Annotated in this window: 16 protein-coding genes; all 16 read right to left on the reverse strand. The window is 42.2% G+C overall.

The window, feature by feature from the left end; all coding sequences use genetic code 11:
• Positions 1 to 11 precede the first annotated feature (11 nt).
• Positions 12 to 839, reverse strand: coding sequence for an FAD/NAD(P)-binding protein (locus RF007C_RS08775; protein WP_037299173.1), 828 nt, complete (start codon positions 837 to 839; stop codon positions 12 to 14).
• Positions 839 to 1,858, reverse strand: coding sequence for a 4Fe-4S dicluster domain-containing protein (locus RF007C_RS08780; RefSeq protein ID WP_037299175.1), 1,020 nt, complete (start codon positions 1,856 to 1,858; stop codon positions 839 to 841). Before RF007C_RS08780 ends, RF007C_RS08775 begins: the two co-directional genes overlap by 1 nt.
• Positions 1,858 to 2,829, reverse strand: a complete 972-nt coding sequence (locus RF007C_RS08785) for a 4Fe-4S dicluster domain-containing protein (protein WP_037299177.1) — start codon at positions 2,827 to 2,829, stop codon at positions 1,858 to 1,860. Before RF007C_RS08785 ends, RF007C_RS08780 begins: the two co-directional genes overlap by 1 nt.
• Positions 2,814 to 3,260 (reverse strand): hydrogenase iron-sulfur subunit, encoded by a 447-nt coding sequence (locus RF007C_RS08790; RefSeq protein WP_019678722.1) that lies wholly within the window; start codon positions 3,258 to 3,260, stop codon positions 2,814 to 2,816. Before RF007C_RS08790 ends, RF007C_RS08785 begins: the two co-directional genes overlap by 16 nt.
• Positions 3,251 to 5,242: a CoB--CoM heterodisulfide reductase iron-sulfur subunit A family protein gene (locus tag RF007C_RS08795; protein ID WP_037299179.1), complete on the reverse strand. Its 1,992-nt coding sequence runs from the start codon at positions 5,240 to 5,242 to the stop codon at positions 3,251 to 3,253. The genes RF007C_RS08790 and RF007C_RS08795 overlap by 10 nt, the downstream gene beginning before the upstream one ends.
• Before the next feature lie 15 nt (positions 5,243 to 5,257).
• A complete protein-coding gene (locus RF007C_RS08800; protein WP_037299180.1) occupies positions 5,258 to 5,641 on the reverse strand; it encodes a 4Fe-4S dicluster domain-containing protein in 384 nt (127 codons plus the stop codon).
• Positions 5,634 to 6,431 carry a CoB--CoM heterodisulfide reductase iron-sulfur subunit B family protein gene (locus RF007C_RS08805; protein ID WP_037299182.1) on the reverse strand — a complete coding sequence of 266 codons (798 nt, stop codon included), beginning with the start codon at positions 6,429 to 6,431 and terminating at the stop codon, positions 5,634 to 5,636. Before RF007C_RS08805 ends, RF007C_RS08800 begins: the two co-directional genes overlap by 8 nt.
• 24 nt (positions 6,432 to 6,455) lie before the next feature.
• Complete coding sequence (gene fumC, locus RF007C_RS08810; protein WP_037299183.1) at positions 6,456 to 7,832, reverse strand: class II fumarate hydratase; 1,377 nt, start codon at positions 7,830 to 7,832, stop codon at positions 6,456 to 6,458.
• 517 nt (positions 7,833 to 8,349) lie between these two features.
• On the reverse strand, positions 8,350 to 8,994 hold the full coding sequence (locus RF007C_RS08815; protein ID WP_037299184.1) for a redox-sensing transcriptional repressor Rex: 645 nt from the start codon (positions 8,992 to 8,994) through the stop codon (positions 8,350 to 8,352).
• A 21-nt stretch (positions 8,995 to 9,015) separates the two neighbouring features.
• The gene (locus tag RF007C_RS08820) at positions 9,016 to 10,227 is read right to left on the reverse strand and encodes an NADP-dependent isocitrate dehydrogenase (protein ID WP_037299185.1); all 1,212 of its coding nucleotides are present in this window, start codon (positions 10,225 to 10,227) and stop codon (positions 9,016 to 9,018) included.
• Between the two features lie 41 nt (positions 10,228 to 10,268).
• Positions 10,269 to 10,637, reverse strand: a complete 369-nt coding sequence (locus tag RF007C_RS08825) for a hypothetical protein (protein WP_037299186.1) — start codon at positions 10,635 to 10,637, stop codon at positions 10,269 to 10,271.
• A 6-nt stretch (positions 10,638 to 10,643) separates the two neighbouring features.
• A complete protein-coding gene (locus RF007C_RS08830; RefSeq protein WP_037299187.1) occupies positions 10,644 to 12,581 on the reverse strand; it encodes an aconitate hydratase in 1,938 nt (645 codons plus the stop codon).
• Between the two features lie 159 nt (positions 12,582 to 12,740).
• Positions 12,741 to 13,397, reverse strand: coding sequence for a hypothetical protein (locus RF007C_RS08835; RefSeq protein ID WP_037299188.1), 657 nt, complete (start codon positions 13,395 to 13,397; stop codon positions 12,741 to 12,743).
• A 39-nt stretch (positions 13,398 to 13,436) separates the two neighbouring features.
• Positions 13,437 to 15,176 (reverse strand): ABC transporter ATP-binding protein, encoded by a 1,740-nt coding sequence (locus RF007C_RS08840; RefSeq protein WP_082316739.1) that lies wholly within the window; start codon positions 15,174 to 15,176, stop codon positions 13,437 to 13,439.
• Complete coding sequence (locus tag RF007C_RS08845) at positions 15,169 to 16,899, reverse strand: ABC transporter ATP-binding protein (RefSeq protein WP_037299190.1); 1,731 nt, start codon at positions 16,897 to 16,899, stop codon at positions 15,169 to 15,171. The genes RF007C_RS08840 and RF007C_RS08845 overlap by 8 nt, the downstream gene beginning before the upstream one ends.
• 75 nt (positions 16,900 to 16,974) lie before the next feature.
• Complete coding sequence (locus RF007C_RS08850; RefSeq protein WP_051456602.1) at positions 16,975 to 18,207, reverse strand: UTP--glucose-1-phosphate uridylyltransferase; 1,233 nt, start codon at positions 18,205 to 18,207, stop codon at positions 16,975 to 16,977.
• Positions 18,208 to 18,311 lie beyond the last annotated feature (104 nt).

Below are 18,311 nucleotides of genomic sequence, written 5' to 3' on the forward strand. Positions count from 1 at the left end.
GTATCTCCTTATTAGTATTCGTCGGGCAGTTCCCCAAGCTGATCAAAACGGAAAACAGGTCCGTCCTTACATACATACTTATTGCCGATATTGCAGCGTCCGCACTTGCCGACTCCGCACTTCATACGAAGCTCCATAGTAGTGTAGACCTGAGTTTCCTTGAAACCAAGTTCCTTCAGACCTGCAAGAGTGAACTTTATCATAATCGGAGGTCCGCAGATCAGAACAGTCTTATTTATTGAAGGATTGAGCTCCTTCACATAGTTGGGGACGAATCCGACATGACCGTCCCAGCCTTCCTGCGGATTATCTATTGTAAGATCAACTTTTATACCGTCATCGGTCATCCACTCGTCTATTATCTCCTTGTAGTCAACAAGGTCATCCTTTGAACGTGAGCCGTATATTACCTGTACATCGCCGTAGTTGGCACGTTTATCACGTACATAGTTTATAACGGAACGGAGAGGCGCAAGACCGATACCGCCTGCAATAAAGAGAAGATCTTTTCCCTTTAATTCAGTCTCAACAGGAAATGCGTTTCCGTAAGGTCCTCTTATCGTTATCTGCTGTCCGACGTCCATAGCATGGAGCCATGTAGTGAGACAGCCGCATTTTTTTATGCTGAATTCCATGAATTTTGTGTTCGTAGGAGAAGAAGTTATCGAGAACATAGCTTCACCAACGCCAGGAATGGAGAGCATTGCGCACTGGCCGGGCATATGCTCGAATACCTTTCCGCCCTCGGGAGAAACAACTCTGAATGTCTTTACATCGGGAGTATCCTGTCTTATATCGGTAACTACACCAATGTAAGGTATCAATGTATCGTTATTCATCACTTTACCTCCAATGCTTTCATTACCTTGACGATATTCATGGATATCGGACACTTTGAGAGACATCTTCCGCAGCCAACACAGCCGAATTCGCCGTTATTGTTTGCAGGGAAGTACACCAGCTTGTGCATGAATCGCTGACGGAAACGTTCAAGCTGAGTAAGTCTCGGATTACCATGAGCCATTTTGGTAAAATCTGAATACATACATGAGTCCCAGCAGCGGAATCTTTTAATACCATGGCCTGTATTGAAGTCCTTAATGTCATAGCACTGACAGGTAGGACATACAAAAGTACAGGTACCGCAGCCGAGACAGCTCTCTGAAAGCTCTCCCCACTTGTCGGAGTTGAAGTACTCGTTGAGCTTGTCTCCACCAAAATTATCAGTAGAGAGATTGGCAAGCGGAAGCTTTTTAAGGATATCTCTTGTCTTTTCGCGCACATCGTCAAGCTTAGAGGTATTACCTTCTTCAAGTAAAGACGATATAGAATCAATAAACTTCTGTCCCTTTTCGTTATGTGCTTCAAAGAAGAGGTTTTCACCATCACTGAAGCAGGCAGCATCGCCTTCCGGAGCAGATGCATCAATGCCGAAAGTGCCGCAGAAACAGGTCTCTGCAGGACGAGTGCAAGCCATAGTAACAACCGTACTGTGATCACGGCGATTCTTGTAGTAGCTGTCTACGGGTTCGGCAAGAAATACCTTGTCAAGTATTGTAAAGCTTCTTGCGTCGCAGGCACGGACGCCGAATATAACAAAATCTTCCGATTCTTCCCTGACATCAATGACATCTATATTCTTGCCTTCCATCTTGAAATCAACAAGATTTTCAGTCTGAGGGAAGAAGAAATCCTTTGCACTGCGCAGAGTATTGAGCTTATTGCTGAGTTTCATTCCGCTTTCATACTTTCTGTACTCAGCAGCTCCGTCTTCACGGTCAGCAGGGATATAGAGAGTCTGTGAAGCTGCAATTGCTTCAAAAAGCTTATCGAGCTTATCAAGTGATATTTTCAGCATTATTCTACTCCCCTTTCATGGACAATACTTGCTTCGCAGTCATCCTTATTGTAATCATTAAGAGGAGCTCTTGAAGTAGTATCCTCACCTGCCTGATACTCGCCGTAAAGAGAGTTTATATCTTTAATAAATTTTCTGTTCAGCAGATGAAGCGGGATATTCTGAGGGCATACTCTTGAACACTCGCCGCAGTCTGTACATCTTCCGGCAACATGAAATGCACGGATAATGTGGAACATATTCTCTTCAAAGCTGTCAGCAGGAGCTTTATTCTCAACGCCTGAATTCGGGTTATCAAATACGCACTTCTCACAAGTGCAGGCAGGACAGACATTTCTGCACGCATTGCAGCGTATACACTTTGAAAGCTGCTCACGCCAGAAGTCATAACGCTCCTGTGCGCTCATATTCTCAAGCTTTTCTACCATATCAAAGCGGTTGGAGTCAAGAACATCTCCGTCCTCTCCAATGAGTTCGTCATAAACAACGTGCTTTTTGCTCTTGCATGAAGCGCACTTATCAAGGATAGCCTCATAGAAAGGCATAGTCTCCTCGCCGTAAACTGTGTCTATTTTAAGAGTATAATTCTCGTTCTTCACGCCAAGTATACCTGTTATTCCCTTTGCTTTTATCTTCTCAGCGTCAAGCTTAGGACCGCCCGGTATACCGACGATGTAAACGTTCTCACGAACAACCCTGTGTTCCTTTATAAGCTGGTTAAAACTGTATGTATCACAAGGTTTGAGAAAAGCAAGGATCCTGCCTTCTTTTTTACACTCTTTTACAAGATACTTTGACACATTAGCAGAGGTAAAATCATCATATACGAATTCGCTATCGAGTTCTTCGGCGCTTTCAAAAACAGCAGGAGTAATATCGTAAGCGAATTCTCCCCTCTTCCAGCCGATAACACGATTCACGGTGCCGTCAGCCAAAAGCTGCTTTGCTTTATTTATCATTGCTTCCTGCATCGTAAATCCTCCAATCTGCGGTTAGGTCCGAGCTTCTTGACTGATTCGGTAAATTCATTCATTGTAGCGGCAAATTTAGCGCCTTCAGCGGCCGAAACCCATTCAACTCTTGTTCTGTCACGCTCGATACCAAGGAAATCAAGCATACTGAAAAGAAGAGTCATTCTTCTTCTGGTAAAATAGTTGCCTGATGTATAATGGCAGTCACCGGGATGACAGCCGCAGAGAATTACTCCGTCAGCTCCGCGCTGGAAAGCTCTGAGAATAAACATAGGATTTACTCTGCAAGAACAAGGCACTCTGATTATTTTAACATTTGTAGGATAATTAAGTCTGTTTGTACCCGAAAGATCGGCGCCTGCATATGAACACCAGTTACAGCAGAAGGCAACGATCAGCGGTTCAAATTCTTTATTTTCATTTACTTGCATATCGCGTCTACCTCCGCCATAATCTGACTGTTCGAGAAGCCGTTAAGATCCATAGCTCCCGAAGGACAAGCAACTGTACAAGCACCGCATCCCTGACATACAGCAGGATTTACGCTTGCAACTCTTCTTAAAGCTGTTGTACGATCAGGCATTCTGAATTCTTTGTCAATATATGTGATAGCTCCGTAAGGACAAACCTTTTCACATGACGAACAGCCGTTGCACATTAGCTCGTCGGAATGAGCAACACAAGGATTGCAGGTTATACTGTTCTTTACAAGAAGTCCGATAGCCTTTGCTGCTGCCGCACTTGCCTGTGCAACTGTTTCAGGTATATCCTTTGGTCCCTGACAAGCGCCTGAAAGGAAGATACCTGCTGTGGCGCTCTCTACTGGACGAAGCTTCGGATGAGCCTCGGTAAAGAAATCATTTGTATCCATCTGAGTCGTGAGCATTGTTGCCAGCGGACGTGCAGTCTTATCAGGTTCGATAGCAGCTGCAAGAACTACCATATCCGCATCGATATGGAGCTGTTCGTTTGCAAGCAGATCTGAAGCCTGAACATCTATCTTTCCGTCTGAACGAGGAGTTACCTTGCCTACCATACCCTTGATGTAATGAACATTGTACTGTTCAACTGCACGGCGATAGAATTCGTCAAAATTCTTACCGGGAGTACGAACATCAATGTAGAATACATACACCTCAGTATCGGGGTATTTCTCACGTATTAGCATTGCGTGCTTTGCGGTATACATACAGCATATCTTGGAGCAGTAAGGCTTGCCCTTACTGTCATCGCATCTTGAACCAACACACTGTACAAAAACTATCTTATGGGGATGGGTCTTATCCGAAGGACGAAGAAGAGTTCCGCCGTTTGGTCCTGCGGCATTCATAAGACGCTCAAGTTCAAGAGAAGTAACTACATCAGGACACTGATTGTATGCGAACTCGTCATATTTATCGAGATTTATCGGATTAAAGCCTGTAGCAACCACAATAGCGCCGTACTTCTGCTCAATGAACTTATCCTGCTGCTTGTAGTCGATAGCGCCTACTGAGCAGACCTTTGAGCATGCACCGCATTTGCCTGTCTTCATCATCATACAGTAATTCGGATCAATAGTCGCTACCTTAGGAACTGCCTGTGCAAAAGGAATATATATCGCACTTCTGTTGTCAAGCCCCATATTGAACTCGTTAGGCACCTTTTTCATAGGACATTTTTCCGTACAGAGACCGCAGCCTGTGCACTTTGTCTCATCGACATAACGTGCCTTTTTCTTTATCGTAACAGTAAAGTTGCCTACAAAACCTTTTACATCAGTAACTTCGCTGAATGAATGTATTGTTATATGCTCATTCTGTGAAGCTTCGACCATCTTAGGCGTGAGAATACAAGCTGCACAGTCAAGAGTCGGGAAGGTCTTGTCTATCTGAGCCATTTTACCGCCGATAGTCGGATTCTTCTCAACTATGTCCACATCGAAACCTGCTTCGGCAATATCCAGAGCAGTCTGAATTCCAGCAATTCCTCCGCCGATAACAAGTGCCCTCTTCGCGACAGGACTCTCTCCTGCTGTAAGAGGCGCGTTGAGATGAACCTTGGCTACAGCTGCTTTACCAAGAATCACAGCCTTTTCGGTTGCGGTCGCGATATCCTTATGTATCCATGAGCATTGTTCTCTTATATTTGCTATCTCAACGAGATAAGGGTTGAGACCGGCAGCAGCAGCTGCCTTTCTGAATGTATTTTCATGCATTCGCGGAGAACATGAACAAACCACAACGCCTGTAAGATTATGCTCCTTGATAGCATTCTTTACAAGATTCTGACCCGATTCCGAACACATATACTGGTAATCCTGGGAGATGACCACACCCGGTTCATGCCCAAGAGTTTCCGCCACAGTCTTAACGTCAACCGTAGCAGCAATATTCGTTCCGCAATGACAGACGAATACTCCTATTCTCTGCATAATGTGATCTCCTCCTTACTTTATGTACTTTCTGAAAGCTGTAACAATAGCCTGCTGTGGCATATCGTCATCAAGCATATCAGGTATCTGATTAGGATTCATATGGTTGTTTCCCTGCTGGCGAACCGCAGCGAGACGTACCGCCTCAACGACCTTGGCAGGCTCAACGTTACGGGGGCATCTGTCTACACAGGCAAAGCAGGTAAGGCATTTGTATATGGACTTTGAGTTCATAAGAGTATCAATATCGCCTTTTTCTACCATATAGACAAACTGATGAGGATGATATTCCATTTCATCATATGACGGACAAGTACCCGAACATTTACCGCAGCGCATACATTTTAGCACGTTTACACCGCTTGAACGAAGCACCTGTTCTTTGAGATTGTTATTCATTGCTCTCCTCCTTTACGCCAAGAGCTTCGGCAAGGAGCTCGGTAAAGTAGTAAACAGGCAAATCTGAGCCTGAATTCTTTTTTAGATTGTAAAGGCAAAGCGGACAGGCAGTTATTATCATATCTGCTCCCTGATCCTTGGCGGACTGCATTACAGCAGAGCTTCTCTTAGCTGCTTGAGCTTTATCTTCAAGAGTTATATATCCGCCGCAGCACTCATTTCTCTGCGCATAGATCACAGGTGTACCGCCGATAGCCTTGATAAAATCCTCCATTATAACGGGATTTTCAGGATCGTCCATAGCCAGAGCCTTGGAAGGCCTTAAAAGAAGACATCCGTAATAAGCGGCGATCTTTTTGCCTTTAAATGGATTTACAACTTTTTGCGAAAGATTGTCGAAGCCTATTACATCGCGCAACAGCTCAAGATAATGATATACAGTTGTTTCACCGTTATAAGGTTCGTCAAGCTTAAGGTAATTATTTACCTTTGAAGCCATTTCCTCATCATTGGAAATATCATAATTGGTCTGTTTTATAACGTTGTGACAAGCCGAACAGACTGTGATCAGAGGTCTTCCGTTTTCCTTTGCGGAATTAAGTGTCCTTACAGCTGAAAGTTTTGTAGCAATTTCATCTTTTGCAGTGGTATATGCTCCGCCGCAGCACTGCCAGTCCGAAGGCTCCTCAAGAGAGATGCCGAGAGCTTCAGCCGAAGATCTCGCATATCTGTCAAGATCCTTCGCCTGGGTTCTCAGCGTACAGCCCGGATAATATGTAAAAGTTTCCATATTTACGCATCCTTTCATTTTATATCAGACCATTTCCTCGGGATGGAAAACTTCATCAAAGCGTTCAGCTGTGAGAAAACCAAGCTCAACACAAGCCTCCTTAAGGGAAATATTGTCTTTAAATGCCTTCTTAGCGGTCTTAGCCGCATTTTCGTATCCGATATAAGGATTAAGAGCAGTCACGAGCATAAGTGAATTATGAAGATTGTGATGCATCTTCTCTTTATTAGCTTTAATTCCGACAGCACAGTTCTTATTGAACGAAACGATAGACTCAGTAAGAAGTCTTGCTGACTGCAAGAAATTATATGCACATACGGGCATAAATACGTTAAGTTCAAAATTACCCTGTGATGCAGCCATACCTACAGCCACATCGTTACCCATAACCTGAACTGCGACCATAGTCACCTGCTCACACTGTGTAGGATTTACCTTTCCGGGCATGATAGACGAACCGGGTTCGTTCTCGGGAATGAAGATCTCTCCGAGACCATCGCGTGGACCTGATGCAAGCCATCTTATATCATTTGCGATTTTCATCATGTCAGCGGCAAGTGCTTTAAGCGCACCGTGAGCAAAAACTATCTCATCTTTGGAGGTTAACGAATGGAATTTATTCGGTGATGTAACAAACTTCTTGCCGGTCAGAGCACTGATAGCCTCGGCAGATTTCTCTGCAAAACCCTTAGGAGCGTTCAGTCCTGTGCCTACAGCAGTACCTCCGAGAGCAAGCTCGCGAAGTTCATCGCAGGCTGTAAGTATCATTTTTCTGTCTTTTTCGAGAGAAGCTCTCCAACCACTTATTTCCTGAGAGAATTTTATAGGTGTAGCATCCTGGAGATGTGTACGTCCGCTTTTTACGATACCTTCATTCTCTTCCTCAAGACGTTTGAAAGTATCAATAAGAATATCCAAAGCAGGAACAACTTTATCTTCAATCGAGATAACAGCTGCAATATGCATTGCAGTAGGGAAAGTATCGTTTGAAGACTGGCTCATATTTATATCATCATTCGGATGAAGAAGCTTTTTACCTGCGATCTCATTACCTCTGTTGGCAATTACCTCATTGGCATTCATATTTGACTGTGTTCCGCTTCCTGTCTGCCATACAACCAGAGGAAAATGATCATTAAGTGAACCGCTTATGACCTCATCGCAAGCCTTTGAAATAGCAGAAAGCTTTTCGTCGGTCATCTTCTCAGGTTTAAGATCATGGTTTGCAAGTGCAGCAGCCTTCTTCAGTATACCGAAAGCATGTGTAATCTCTCTCGGCATAGTCTCGATTCCGACTCCAATAAGAAAATTTTCATGACTGCGTTCAGTCTGAGCAGCCCAGTACTTGTCGGCAGGAACCTTTACTTCACCCATAGAATCATGTTCAATACGATAATCCATATAAATCAACTCTCCCATATAATAGTCACAGCGCTGACCATCAAAACAACAGAAAGCGCCTCTATTACAAACTTATATAATAAGTATACCAGTATCTGCGTATAAATTCAAATTCAGTTTAAGAATATCGCTATTCTTATATTGATATATAATTAACAATAGCATATTAAGCTCAAAATGAGTGCGCGTGTTAATGGTATATTAGTTTGTATATCACAAATTTGTACATCACATATATATGTGAAAATATCGCACATTTTTTGTTGCATTTAACTTGCGATTTTGAGCTTTTCTGGTAAAATAAGCTTTTGCGTATTATTAATACGATAGTTTTGATAACTAAAACAGCGACCTTCAACCATAGGTTTAGTGCACCGCGCTTGCCATGCCTTTCAAGACGCAATAACTATTCGGAATTGCAAAATATAAAATAACATATATCAAGCGTAAAACATTGATATTTTTTTCACATTCTTCACAGAAGAAAAGCAGGTTATAGAATAACCTGCTTTAATGATTATTTTTCGCTATTGTTTAGATTATTCAAACAGTACGAAAGAGTTGTAAGGCTATCGCCGAGATGAACATTTTCAACGGCTACACCCTTATGTGTTACCTTAAGGTCATAATGTGTAAAATTCCAGAAAGCCTTGACGCCACATTCTATAAGGGTATTTGCAAGCTTCTCAGCAGCACCCATCGGTACACAGAGAATAGCAGCTACAGGCTTATTCTCAGCGCAGAATGTACTGAGTTCATCTATTCCTCTGACCTTCAGGTCGCCTATTTCTTTACCTATGATCCCCTCATTAACATCAAATGCTCCGATAAGATCAAAGCCTTTATTGCGGAAATCAATGTGAGCAGCAATAGCCTTTCCGAGATTTCCTGCACCGAGCAGTATCATTGGTGTCTGCTTGTCAAGTCCGAGGATCTTGCCTATTTCAATACGAAGGTCACTTACGTTATAACCGTATCCCTGCTGTCCGAACTCACCGAAGCAGTTGAAATCCTGGCGTATCTGGGACGCAGTAAGTCCCATTTTTTCTGAAAGCTCTCTTGAAGAAATGCGGACATAGCCGTTATTCTCCAGCTCACCAAGGAAACGGTAGTACCGAGGAAGCCTTCTTATTACTGAATTAGATATTGAACTCTTTGACATTACGGTGTGCCTTCTCTCTTATCACATTAATTTTTCAAGTCTGACCTTAATTTCATCAAGGAAAGTCTTGGAATCAACCTTTTTCTTGTTGTCAAGCTTGGAGATAAGATAAAGGTCGCCTGTCATTACTCCATCTTCAATAGTCTGTATTGTAGCCTTTTCAAGCTTATCAGCAAAGCTGCAGAGCTCAGGTGTACCATCAAGCTCACCTCTCTTGCGGAGAGCACCGCTCCATGCAAAAATTGTTGCAACAGAATTTGTTGAAGTCTCTTCACCCTTGAGGTACTTATAGTAGTGGCGCTGTACTGTACCGTGAGCAGCCTCATATTCGTAAATTCCATCAGGTGATACCAGTACAGATGTCATCATAGCAAGACTTCCATAAGCTGTAGACACCATATCCGACATTACATCGCCGTCGTAGTTCTTGCAAGCCCAGATATATCCGCCATTTGAACGAATAACTCTTGCAACAGCATCATCAATAAGAGTATAGAAGTATTCAATTCCTGCAGCTTCATACTTTTCTTTGTACTCATTATCATAAATTTCCTGGAAAATGTCCTTGAAACGGTGATCATACTTCTTAGAGATAGTGTCCTTTGAAGCAAACCATACATCCTGCTTAAGGTCAAGTCCGTAATTGAGACAAGCTCTTGCAAAGCCGGCGATAGAAGCATCAAGATTATGAAGTCCCTGTATGATGCCATCACACTTTGTAAAATCATGGATAAGCTCGCGGGTTTCGTTTCCGTTTTCGTCAGTAACGACAAGTTCGGCCTTGCTTCCCTTGCTAACGCGCATTTCTGTATTTTTATATACATCGCCGTATGCGTGACGAGCTATTGTGATAGGCTTGGTCCATGTAGGGATATAAGGTTCTATGCCCTTAACAATTATCGGTGTACGGAATACTGTACCATCAAGAGCCGCACGTATAGTACCGTTAGGAGACTTCCACATCTGTGTAAGATTATATTCGGGCATTCTTGCAGCATTTGGAGTTATAGTTGCACATTTTACAGCTACGCCATATTTCTTTGTTGCCTCAGCAGAATCAAGAGTAACCTGATCCTTGGTTTCCTCTCTGTGCTTGAGACCGAGATCATAATATTCAGTATTAAGCTCTACATATGGTTCGAGGAGAGTCTCCTTGATCCACTGCCAGAGTATTCTTGTCATCTCATCTCCGTCCATTTCAACAAGCGGAGTTTTCATGGTTATTTTTGCCATTGGTTCGTACCTCCATCTAATTCAATGAAAATGTATAATGATCATTCCATCATCAATACTGCTATTCCGCTTAACAAGCAGAACAACAGCATGATGATGATATTTCTTATAACTGCAGGTATTAAAGCAATCTTATCAAAAGAAACACTTTTGTATACGCCGATCGCAAGTGCGAATATACTGCCAAAAATTATGTAAGCAGCCCCACTTGCACCGATAAGCTTTGTAAAAGCAAGCCCTATTATAAATCCGATAAACTGAGGAAGAAACAGTTTGAAAAAACCTGCTGATGATCCACTGTGTCTCGTTCCGTAAGATGACGGATAAATATCGGCTAAATCCTTTTTGTACTTCTGATTGGCTATATCCACATCAGTAAAGATATCACGTAAGATCTCTGAGATTTTCATTTATGTTTACTTCATGGATTCTCTTGTGAAATCAAGGAGTCCGCCTGCAAGCATGATATCCTTTGTGCGTCCCGAAAGTTCGCAGAGTACAGGGATCTCCTTGCCGTTAGTCTTATTAAGAACTGTAATCTCTGACTTTCCTGCTTCTACAGCCTTTCTGATATCTGCAAGTACAAGCTCATCGCCCTGAGAGATGTTGTCATAATCAGCCTCGTTTACAAATGTAAGAGGAAGAATACCGGCGTTTATAAGGTTAGCACGGTGAATTCTTGCAAAAGACTTTACAAGAACAGCCTTTACACCGAGATAAAGAGGCGCAAGTGCAGCATGCTCTCTTGAAGAACCCTGGCCGTAATTTGAACCGCCGACAATAATGCTCTTTCCGAGAGATTTCGCTCTCTCAGGGAAACTCTCGTCGCATACTGCAAAGCAGTGCTGTGAGATCTTCGGAATATTTGAACGAAGAGGAAGTATCTTTGCACCGGCGGGCATAATATGGTCTGTGGTTATATTATCACCGACCTTTAGAGATACGGGAGCATCGATTGTCTCAAGAAGAGGTGATGTCTCGGGATAAGGCTTGATGTTGGGGCCGCGAAGAATCTCAACGCTGTCCATATCAGCTTCATCAACAGGAGGAACGACCATATTGTCATTGATAATAAATTCCTCGGGAAGCTGGAAATCAGGCATATCGCCAAGCTCTCTGGGGTCAGTAAGATAGCCTGTAAGAGCAGAAACAGCTGCCATTTCAGGAGATACAAGATATATCTGACCATCCTTAGTGCCGGAACGTCCTTCAAAGTTTCTGTTGAATGTACGGAGTGAGATACCCTTTGAGTTAGGTGACTGTCCCATACCGATACAAGGACCGCAAGCACTCTCCAGGATCCTTGCTCCTGCGTCTATAAGGATGGAAAGTGCACCGTTCTGAGCAAGCATATTGAGTACCTGCTTTGAACCGGGAGCGATTGCAAGCGAAACATCGGGGTTTACAGTCTTGCCCTTGAGGATATGAGCGACCTTGAGCATATCAAGGAGCGAAGAGTTTGTACATGAACCGATACAAACCTGATCTATCTTGAGTCTGCCTATCTCTTCAACGCTCTTAACGTTATCGGGAGAATGAGGACAGGCAGCAAGAGGAACAAGCTCGCTGAGATTGATCTGAAGCTCTTCGTCATATACAGCATCGGGATCAGCAGCAAGAGGAGTCCATACTTCCTCGCGCTTCTGAGCCTTAAGGAACTGCTTTGTGATCTCATCAGATGGGAAAATAGAAGTTGTTGCACCAAGCTCTGCTCCCATGTTTGTGATAGTAGCTCTCTCGGGAACAGAAAGTGTCTTTACGCCTTCGCCGCAATACTCGATAACCTTTCCGACGCCGCCCTTGACAGACATTCTTCTCAGAACTTCAAGAATAACGTCCTTTGCAGCCACCCAAGGTCTGAGCTTGCCTGTAAGTTCAACTTTAACAACCTTAGGACAAGTGATATAATAAGCACCGCCGCCCATTGCAACAGCAACATCAAGTCCGCCTGCGCCGATAGCTATCATACCGATACCGCCGCCTGTGGGAGTATGGCTGTCAGAGCCTATGAGAGTTTTACCGGGGATTCCGAAACGCTCAAGATGTACCTGATGACAGATTCCGTTACCCGGACGTGAGAAGTAAATACCATGCTTTCTAGCTACACTTCCGATAAATCTGTGATCATCAGCGTTCTCAAAACCGTTTTGCAGTGTGTTATGATCTATATAAGCAACGGAACGCTCCGTTTTTACACGAGGAACACCTATAGCTTCAAATTCAAGATAAGCCATTGTACCAGTAGCATCCTGTGTAAGAGTCTGATCGATACGTATACCGATCTCCTGTCCTTTGACATATTCACCGTCAACTAAATGTGCTCTGAGGATCTTTTCAGTTAAAGTTAAACCCATTGAAGACCATTCCTTTCAATACATAAGTATACTATTTTATTTTACATCATTTCGATCAGTTTGTCAAGAATTAAACAAAGTATTTTTTTACACTTAAGATTATACATAAAAAGAATATCCCGAAAACATCATAAATACTCTCGGGATATTCTATACAAGCTACTTATTCAGTTTATTTTTTATACGCAGGCAGGCTTCGATGTGCATTATCCAATGCCTTGAAAAAGGCATCTGTATTAATCCGCGAATATCTTTCCCGCACCAATAATCTATCAGCCACGCCGAATTCTCGCCTTTATCGACTACATTCATATCCACCAGTTTTTCTTTTAGTTCATTTGGGATCTTATTCTTCAGCGATTTAAAAGTAAGAGCATTTACTATAATCTCTGTACTGCTTTTGACAGCTGCAGCATATGAATACAGCTCATCGATGTCTAACTTTTTTGAAAAAGCAGCTATCTCATCTTTGACAAGTTCATTCCCTGTAGTGATTATAGGAGAATTGATACGCTCTTTATAGCCATCTTTAAAGAAGACTTGCTCGTCATTGTTAATAAGTGTATGAGCAACTATATCTTCGATGCGGAAAATATGCCACACAGAATAAGCAATGCTCTTTGAATGATAGCCTTCCGCATTAATAAAAGGCATAGCGTAAAAATCTTCCCTTATAAGCTCGCTTTTTAAAGAAAGCAAAACACCCATAAGCTGTTCTCTGAGATTAAACAGCGTTTCTTTTCCGCTATTATACGTTTCTTCCTTTTTTAACTGAAGCTGCATAGTTTTGTTCAGTTCAGACCATTCTTTGTTCAATCAAAATCCCCCCAATACTTATGGAGTTTTAAATAATTCTCACGAAACGAATTGACTATTGTAGAGCTCGGCGTAAAAGCCGCCTTTCTCGATAAGCTGCGCATGATTTCCCTGCTCGATGATATTCCCCTGCTTCATAACAAGTATAACATCCGAATTCTTGATAGTCGAAAGACGATGAGCAATAACAAAGCTTGTACGTCCTTCCATAAGCTTCAAAAAAGCACGCTGTATACGCAGTTCAGTACGAAGATCAATAGAGCTTGTAGCCTCATCAAGTATCAGCATCGGCGGATCCATCAGCATAATCCTTGCGATACATATCAGCTGCTTCTGTCCCTGGGAAAGTCCACAGTCTTCACTTATAACAGTATCATATCCCTGCGGAAGGCGTTTGATAAAGCTGTGAGCATATGCAGCCTTTGCTGCCTCAATAATCCTCTCTCTGTCAGCATCAGGAACTCCGTATGCTATGTTTTCGGCAACAGTTCCCGTAAATACCCACGTTTCCTGAAGAACCATACCAAAGCAGCTTCTCAGACTATCCCTTGTTATATCGGAAATGCTTTTTCCTGATAATTCTATCTTTCCGCTGTCAATATCATAAAAACGCAGTAACAGATTTATGATAGTGGATTTTCCGCATCCTGTTGGACCAACGATAGCTATACGCTGTCCGGATTTGACATCAAGACTGAAATTCCGAATAAGTTTTACTTTAGGATCATACGAAAAGAAAACATTGGAAAAACTTAGTGTACCGTCACAAGAAGTCAATACTTCCTTGTCTGAATCATCAGCAATTTCTTCTTCATCAAGAATACTGAATACTCTTTCTGCAGATGAAACGGCATTCTGAAGTTCGGCAAAAACGCCTGAGATCTCATTGAAAGGCTTAGTGTACTGGTTTGCATATGCAAGAAAACTTGAAAGCTTACCTACTGTCATTGTTCCGATGAATGTAGAATAGCCTATAACGCCCAGAGCTCCAAGAAGACCAACGGAAGCATAGATAAGTCCGTTGACAAAACGTGTTGTCGGATTTGTCATTGAACTGAAAAAGGTCGCCTTTACGCCTATTTTTCCATAGGCATTATTGATCTCATCAAATTTTTCTTCCGCACGCTTATCGTATCCGAAAGCCTTGACGATCTTCTGATTGCCGGCCATTTCCTCAGCAAAAGCAACCATATCCCCCCGAAGCTTTGATTGCTTCATATACGAATCATGTGACGCCTTGGTTATTTTAGATGCTGCAATAAAAGAAAGAGGCGTCAGAATTACAACAACAATAGCTATCTTGTAATTGATCATCATCATAAATATAAGAGTGCCTATGATAGTCATTATTCCGCTGAAAAACTGAGTAAATCCCTGCAATAGACCATCGGATACTATTTCAATATCATTTATTACGCGGCTTGTCAGTTCGCCTTTTGTATGACCGTCGATATATTTCAGCGGAACTCTTTCAAGTTTATTGAAAACATCTGCTCTCAGATCACGTATAGTAAGAAATGCAAGCTTATTGGTGCATAAGCTCATAAGCCATTGAAAAAAAGTGCTGAATATAACGGTCAGAGCAAGAAGGATTATTATTTTTACAAGTTTTTCAAAGTCGACACTCCCCTTTCCTACACAGCAATCTACAGCTTCGCCTATAAATACAGGAACCGCAAGAGACATGGACACACCGAGCGCTGCAAAAAGCAATGTCATAAGAAAAAAACGCAGATAAGGCCTTGCGTAAACAAATACTCTTTTTAATGTCTCAAGCATCGGCCTTATCCTCCTTTTCATTCATCTGAGAAATATATATATCATGGTATACATCACAGGTTTTCAGAAGCTGTGAATGAGTGCCTATGCCGACTGCCGCACCATCTTCCATTACAATTATCTTATCCGCATTTTTCAGTGAAGTAGAACGCTGAGAGATCATTACAACCGTTGTATCCGGAAGATCACTGCTTAATGAGTGCCTGAATGACAGATCTGTCTTATAATCAAGGGCACTTGTGGAATCATCAAGTATCAAAATATCCGGAGAACCGACAAGGGCTCTTGCAATAGCAATTCTCTGCTTCTGACCTCCGGATAAATTTTTTCCGCCCTGTGAAATAACAGTATCAAGTTTATCAGGCAAACGTTCAACGAACTCCCATGCCTGAGCCGTTTTAAGAGCATTGATGATCTCCTCATCGGAGGCATCTGCCTTTCTCCATCTCATATTATCGCGTATCGTTCCCGTAAAAAGTACAGCTTTCTGCGGAACGCAGCCGATCCTGCCGCGTAAAACTGAATTTCCGAGTTCTGCAACATTGGTTCCGCAAACATGAACACTTCCTTCAGTTGCTTTATAAAAGCATGGTATCAGGCCTGCGAGCGTTGACTTACCACAGCCTGTACCGCCGATAATTCCAAGCATCTGCCCTTTTTTTACTGAAAAGCTTATATTGCGCAAAGAATAATCGCCTGCGCCTTCATAAGCAAAAGAAACATCATTAAATGTTATTATATTTTCATTATTGTAGTCGGGAAGCATATTTCCATCCTCTTCCGACGGAAGAGACAGAACCTCGCTTATACGGTTTGCTGATGCAAATGCTTTTGTAAAAATAACAACAAGATTTGCAAGAACCACCAAAGCAAAAAGTATCTGCGTCATATAGTTTGTAAAGGCGGTGAGTTCGCCCTGGGTCAGGCCGCCGATATTAATTCTCTTGCCGCCGAACCAGATAACAGCAATTATGCCGAGATTCATAACCATAAATGCAGCAGGATTAAGTATCGCTGATATTTTTCCCACGGCAACAGAATTTGCTGCTATATCATCAACTGCTTCTTTGAATTCATCAATCTCCTCCTGCTGCCGCGAAAAAGCTCTAATTACTCTTGCACCCTCAAGACTTTCCCGTGTAAGCACGGATGTTCTGTCAAGACATTGCTGCGTTTTCTTGTACATAGGTACTGTTTTTTTCATTATAATAAATATTATTATAGAAATCAGAGGGGCCACTACCAAAAACACAAGGGACAGCCTGAGATCAATGATCATCGCCATGACAGCAGCACCTATTACAAGAAAAGGAGCTCTCACGGCAAGGCGAATGAACATATTCACGCCGTTCTGAACAGTGTTTGTATCATTTGTAAGTCTGTTTACAAGCGAAGAAGTTCCGATCTTATCGATACTGGTATATGAAAGAGAATTTATATGTTTGTAAAGCGCTGTTCTCAACTCGGTTCCAAAACCATATGCACATCTTGCGGCTAAATACTGACAAGTCAGTGCAAAGCACAGTCCGCTGACTCCGAGAAGGACAATAACACCGCTCATTTTGAAAATATATGAGCTTTCATTCTGTGAAATCCCCTTATCAATTATCTTTGCCATCACTATCGGAACAATAAGCTCAAAAATGGCCTCCAAAAGCTTGAAAAAAGGACCCAAAACAAGTTCTTTTTTATAATTTTTAAGATATTTCAAAAGCTCTCTCATTAGTGTATCTTCACCTGCTTGTCAATTTATTCAATACGATGAAAGCGGCATTTCAATATGAAATACCGCATAAGATCATATTTCGATGCCATTCGCCTTCAGAAGCTCACGGGCAGAGTCAACGGAATCCGTACCAGTCGCATTCTTTACAGGCGCAAATTCCTTTTCACGAACCACTTCATAAGCAAGACAGCTGTCCTGCATATGAACCATATCAAGCACAAGGGTCTCAAATTTATGACCGTTAGGAGTATCAGGCTTGATAAGTTCGCCGTTTTCCGCCATATATGGTATCTTTTTTTCGACTACATGAATAGGAAGCTTTCTGTCGCATATCTCTTCAAGCTTTTCAACGTTAAAGAGATAATTGAGTATAACCCCGTATTTATAAGCGAGTTCACCCTTTTCGTTACGTAAAGTCCTCATTTCTTCTGTCATCTCATAATACTCAACAATTGAAGGCATACCGTCCTCAAGACAAAGTACACCAACACGTTCTTCAGGAAATGCTTTGCTCACGACCTTGCTTCCCGACTGCATCCCGGACTCTATGACAGCTCCTACAAATCCGGGATCGGCAATTCGCTGTAAGACATTATCAACAGCAAAAACATTTATCCATTCTACGCCTTTTTCTTTTATTTCATCAAGAAGACCTGCTCTTACGAGGGATGAGAACCAGCCGCCGTTGCCGTTTGGTGAAACAGATATTCTTGATCTGCTTTCCATCATGATCTTTCCGTTAAAGTCAACAGAAGGAGCCATGTCCTGTATAAAGAAGCGGATATAACCGTGATCATAACCGAAATAATTCTTTTCTGCAAAGAAAGCTGTTGTTTCATTATGGTTTTTCTCGCTTGTCATGATATAGAGAGGGATCCATGCACCTGTGAGCTTCACCACATCAAGCATATTATTTATAAGACATTGGAATATATATAATTCCTTATCAACACCTATATTGAACATTCCCTTAGGCTTATCAAAGCCAAGTCTTGTTCCTTGTCCGCCGGCGAGCAGAACAGCTGCAACTCTTCCGGACTTTATAGCCTCTATTCCGGTTTTCTCGTAATTAACACTATTGGAAGCAATATCATCAATTGTAACAGCGCCGAGAGGTTCAAAAACGCCGCGTACAGAATTGCTGTTTTTCTCTGCGTCAAGATTATCAAGAACGGAAAAATCAATAATGCCTATCTGATCCAGGAGATCTTTTTTTTCTGATTCATCCAGTTCATCGTAATGTGCCATAAGATGTTCCTGTCCGTATTCTGACAGAGTGCGAAATGCCTTATCGCGATCTATCATAAAACTCCTCCTTTTTTAAGCGAACGAAGCGCTTTTATATTAATTAACATTATATCATAACGCAGAAAAATAGTCAATGGCATAAAAAAATCCGATACTCATCA

The organism is Ruminococcus flavefaciens 007c (assembly GCF_000571935.1).
Taxonomy (GTDB): domain Bacteria; phylum Bacillota; class Clostridia; order Oscillospirales; family Ruminococcaceae; genus Ruminococcus; species Ruminococcus flavefaciens_F.

What these genes read in the sequence shown, in the direction of transcription:
- RF007C_RS08775 (WP_037299173.1), bottom strand. Translation starts at nt 839, where the DNA reads ATGAATAACGATACATTGATACCTTACATTGGTGTAGTTACCGATATA.
- RF007C_RS08780 (WP_037299175.1), bottom strand. Translation starts at nt 1,858, where the DNA reads ATGCTGAAAATATCACTTGATAAGCTCGATAAGCTTTTTGAAGCAATT.
- RF007C_RS08785 (WP_037299177.1), bottom strand. Translation starts at nt 2,829, where the DNA reads ATGCAGGAAGCAATGATAAATAAAGCAAAGCAGCTTTTGGCTGACGGC.
- RF007C_RS08790 (WP_019678722.1), bottom strand. Translation starts at nt 3,260, where the DNA reads ATGCAAGTAAATGAAAATAAAGAATTTGAACCGCTGATCGTTGCCTTC.
- RF007C_RS08795 (WP_037299179.1), bottom strand. Translation starts at nt 5,242, where the DNA reads ATGCAGAGAATAGGAGTATTCGTCTGTCATTGCGGAACGAATATTGCT.
- RF007C_RS08800 (WP_037299180.1), bottom strand. Translation starts at nt 5,641, where the DNA reads ATGAATAACAATCTCAAAGAACAGGTGCTTCGTTCAAGCGGTGTAAAC.
- RF007C_RS08805 (WP_037299182.1), bottom strand. Translation starts at nt 6,431, where the DNA reads ATGGAAACTTTTACATATTATCCGGGCTGTACGCTGAGAACCCAGGCG.
- fumC (WP_037299183.1), bottom strand. Translation starts at nt 7,832, where the DNA reads ATGGATTATCGTATTGAACATGATTCTATGGGTGAAGTAAAGGTTCCT.
- RF007C_RS08815 (WP_037299184.1), bottom strand. Translation starts at nt 8,994, where the DNA reads ATGTCAAAGAGTTCAATATCTAATTCAGTAATAAGAAGGCTTCCTCGG.
- RF007C_RS08820 (WP_037299185.1), bottom strand. Translation starts at nt 10,227, where the DNA reads ATGGCAAAAATAACCATGAAAACTCCGCTTGTTGAAATGGACGGAGAT.
- RF007C_RS08825 (WP_037299186.1), bottom strand. Translation starts at nt 10,637, where the DNA reads ATGAAAATCTCAGAGATCTTACGTGATATCTTTACTGATGTGGATATA.
- RF007C_RS08830 (WP_037299187.1), bottom strand. Translation starts at nt 12,581, where the DNA reads ATGGGTTTAACTTTAACTGAAAAGATCCTCAGAGCACATTTAGTTGAC.
- RF007C_RS08840 (WP_082316739.1), bottom strand. Translation starts at nt 15,176, where the DNA reads ATGCTTGAGACATTAAAAAGAGTATTTGTTTACGCAAGGCCTTATCTG.
- RF007C_RS08845 (WP_037299190.1), bottom strand. Translation starts at nt 16,899, where the DNA reads ATGAGAGAGCTTTTGAAATATCTTAAAAATTATAAAAAAGAACTTGTT.
- RF007C_RS08850 (WP_051456602.1), bottom strand. Translation starts at nt 18,207, where the DNA reads ATGATAGATCGCGATAAGGCATTTCGCACTCTGTCAGAATACGGACAG.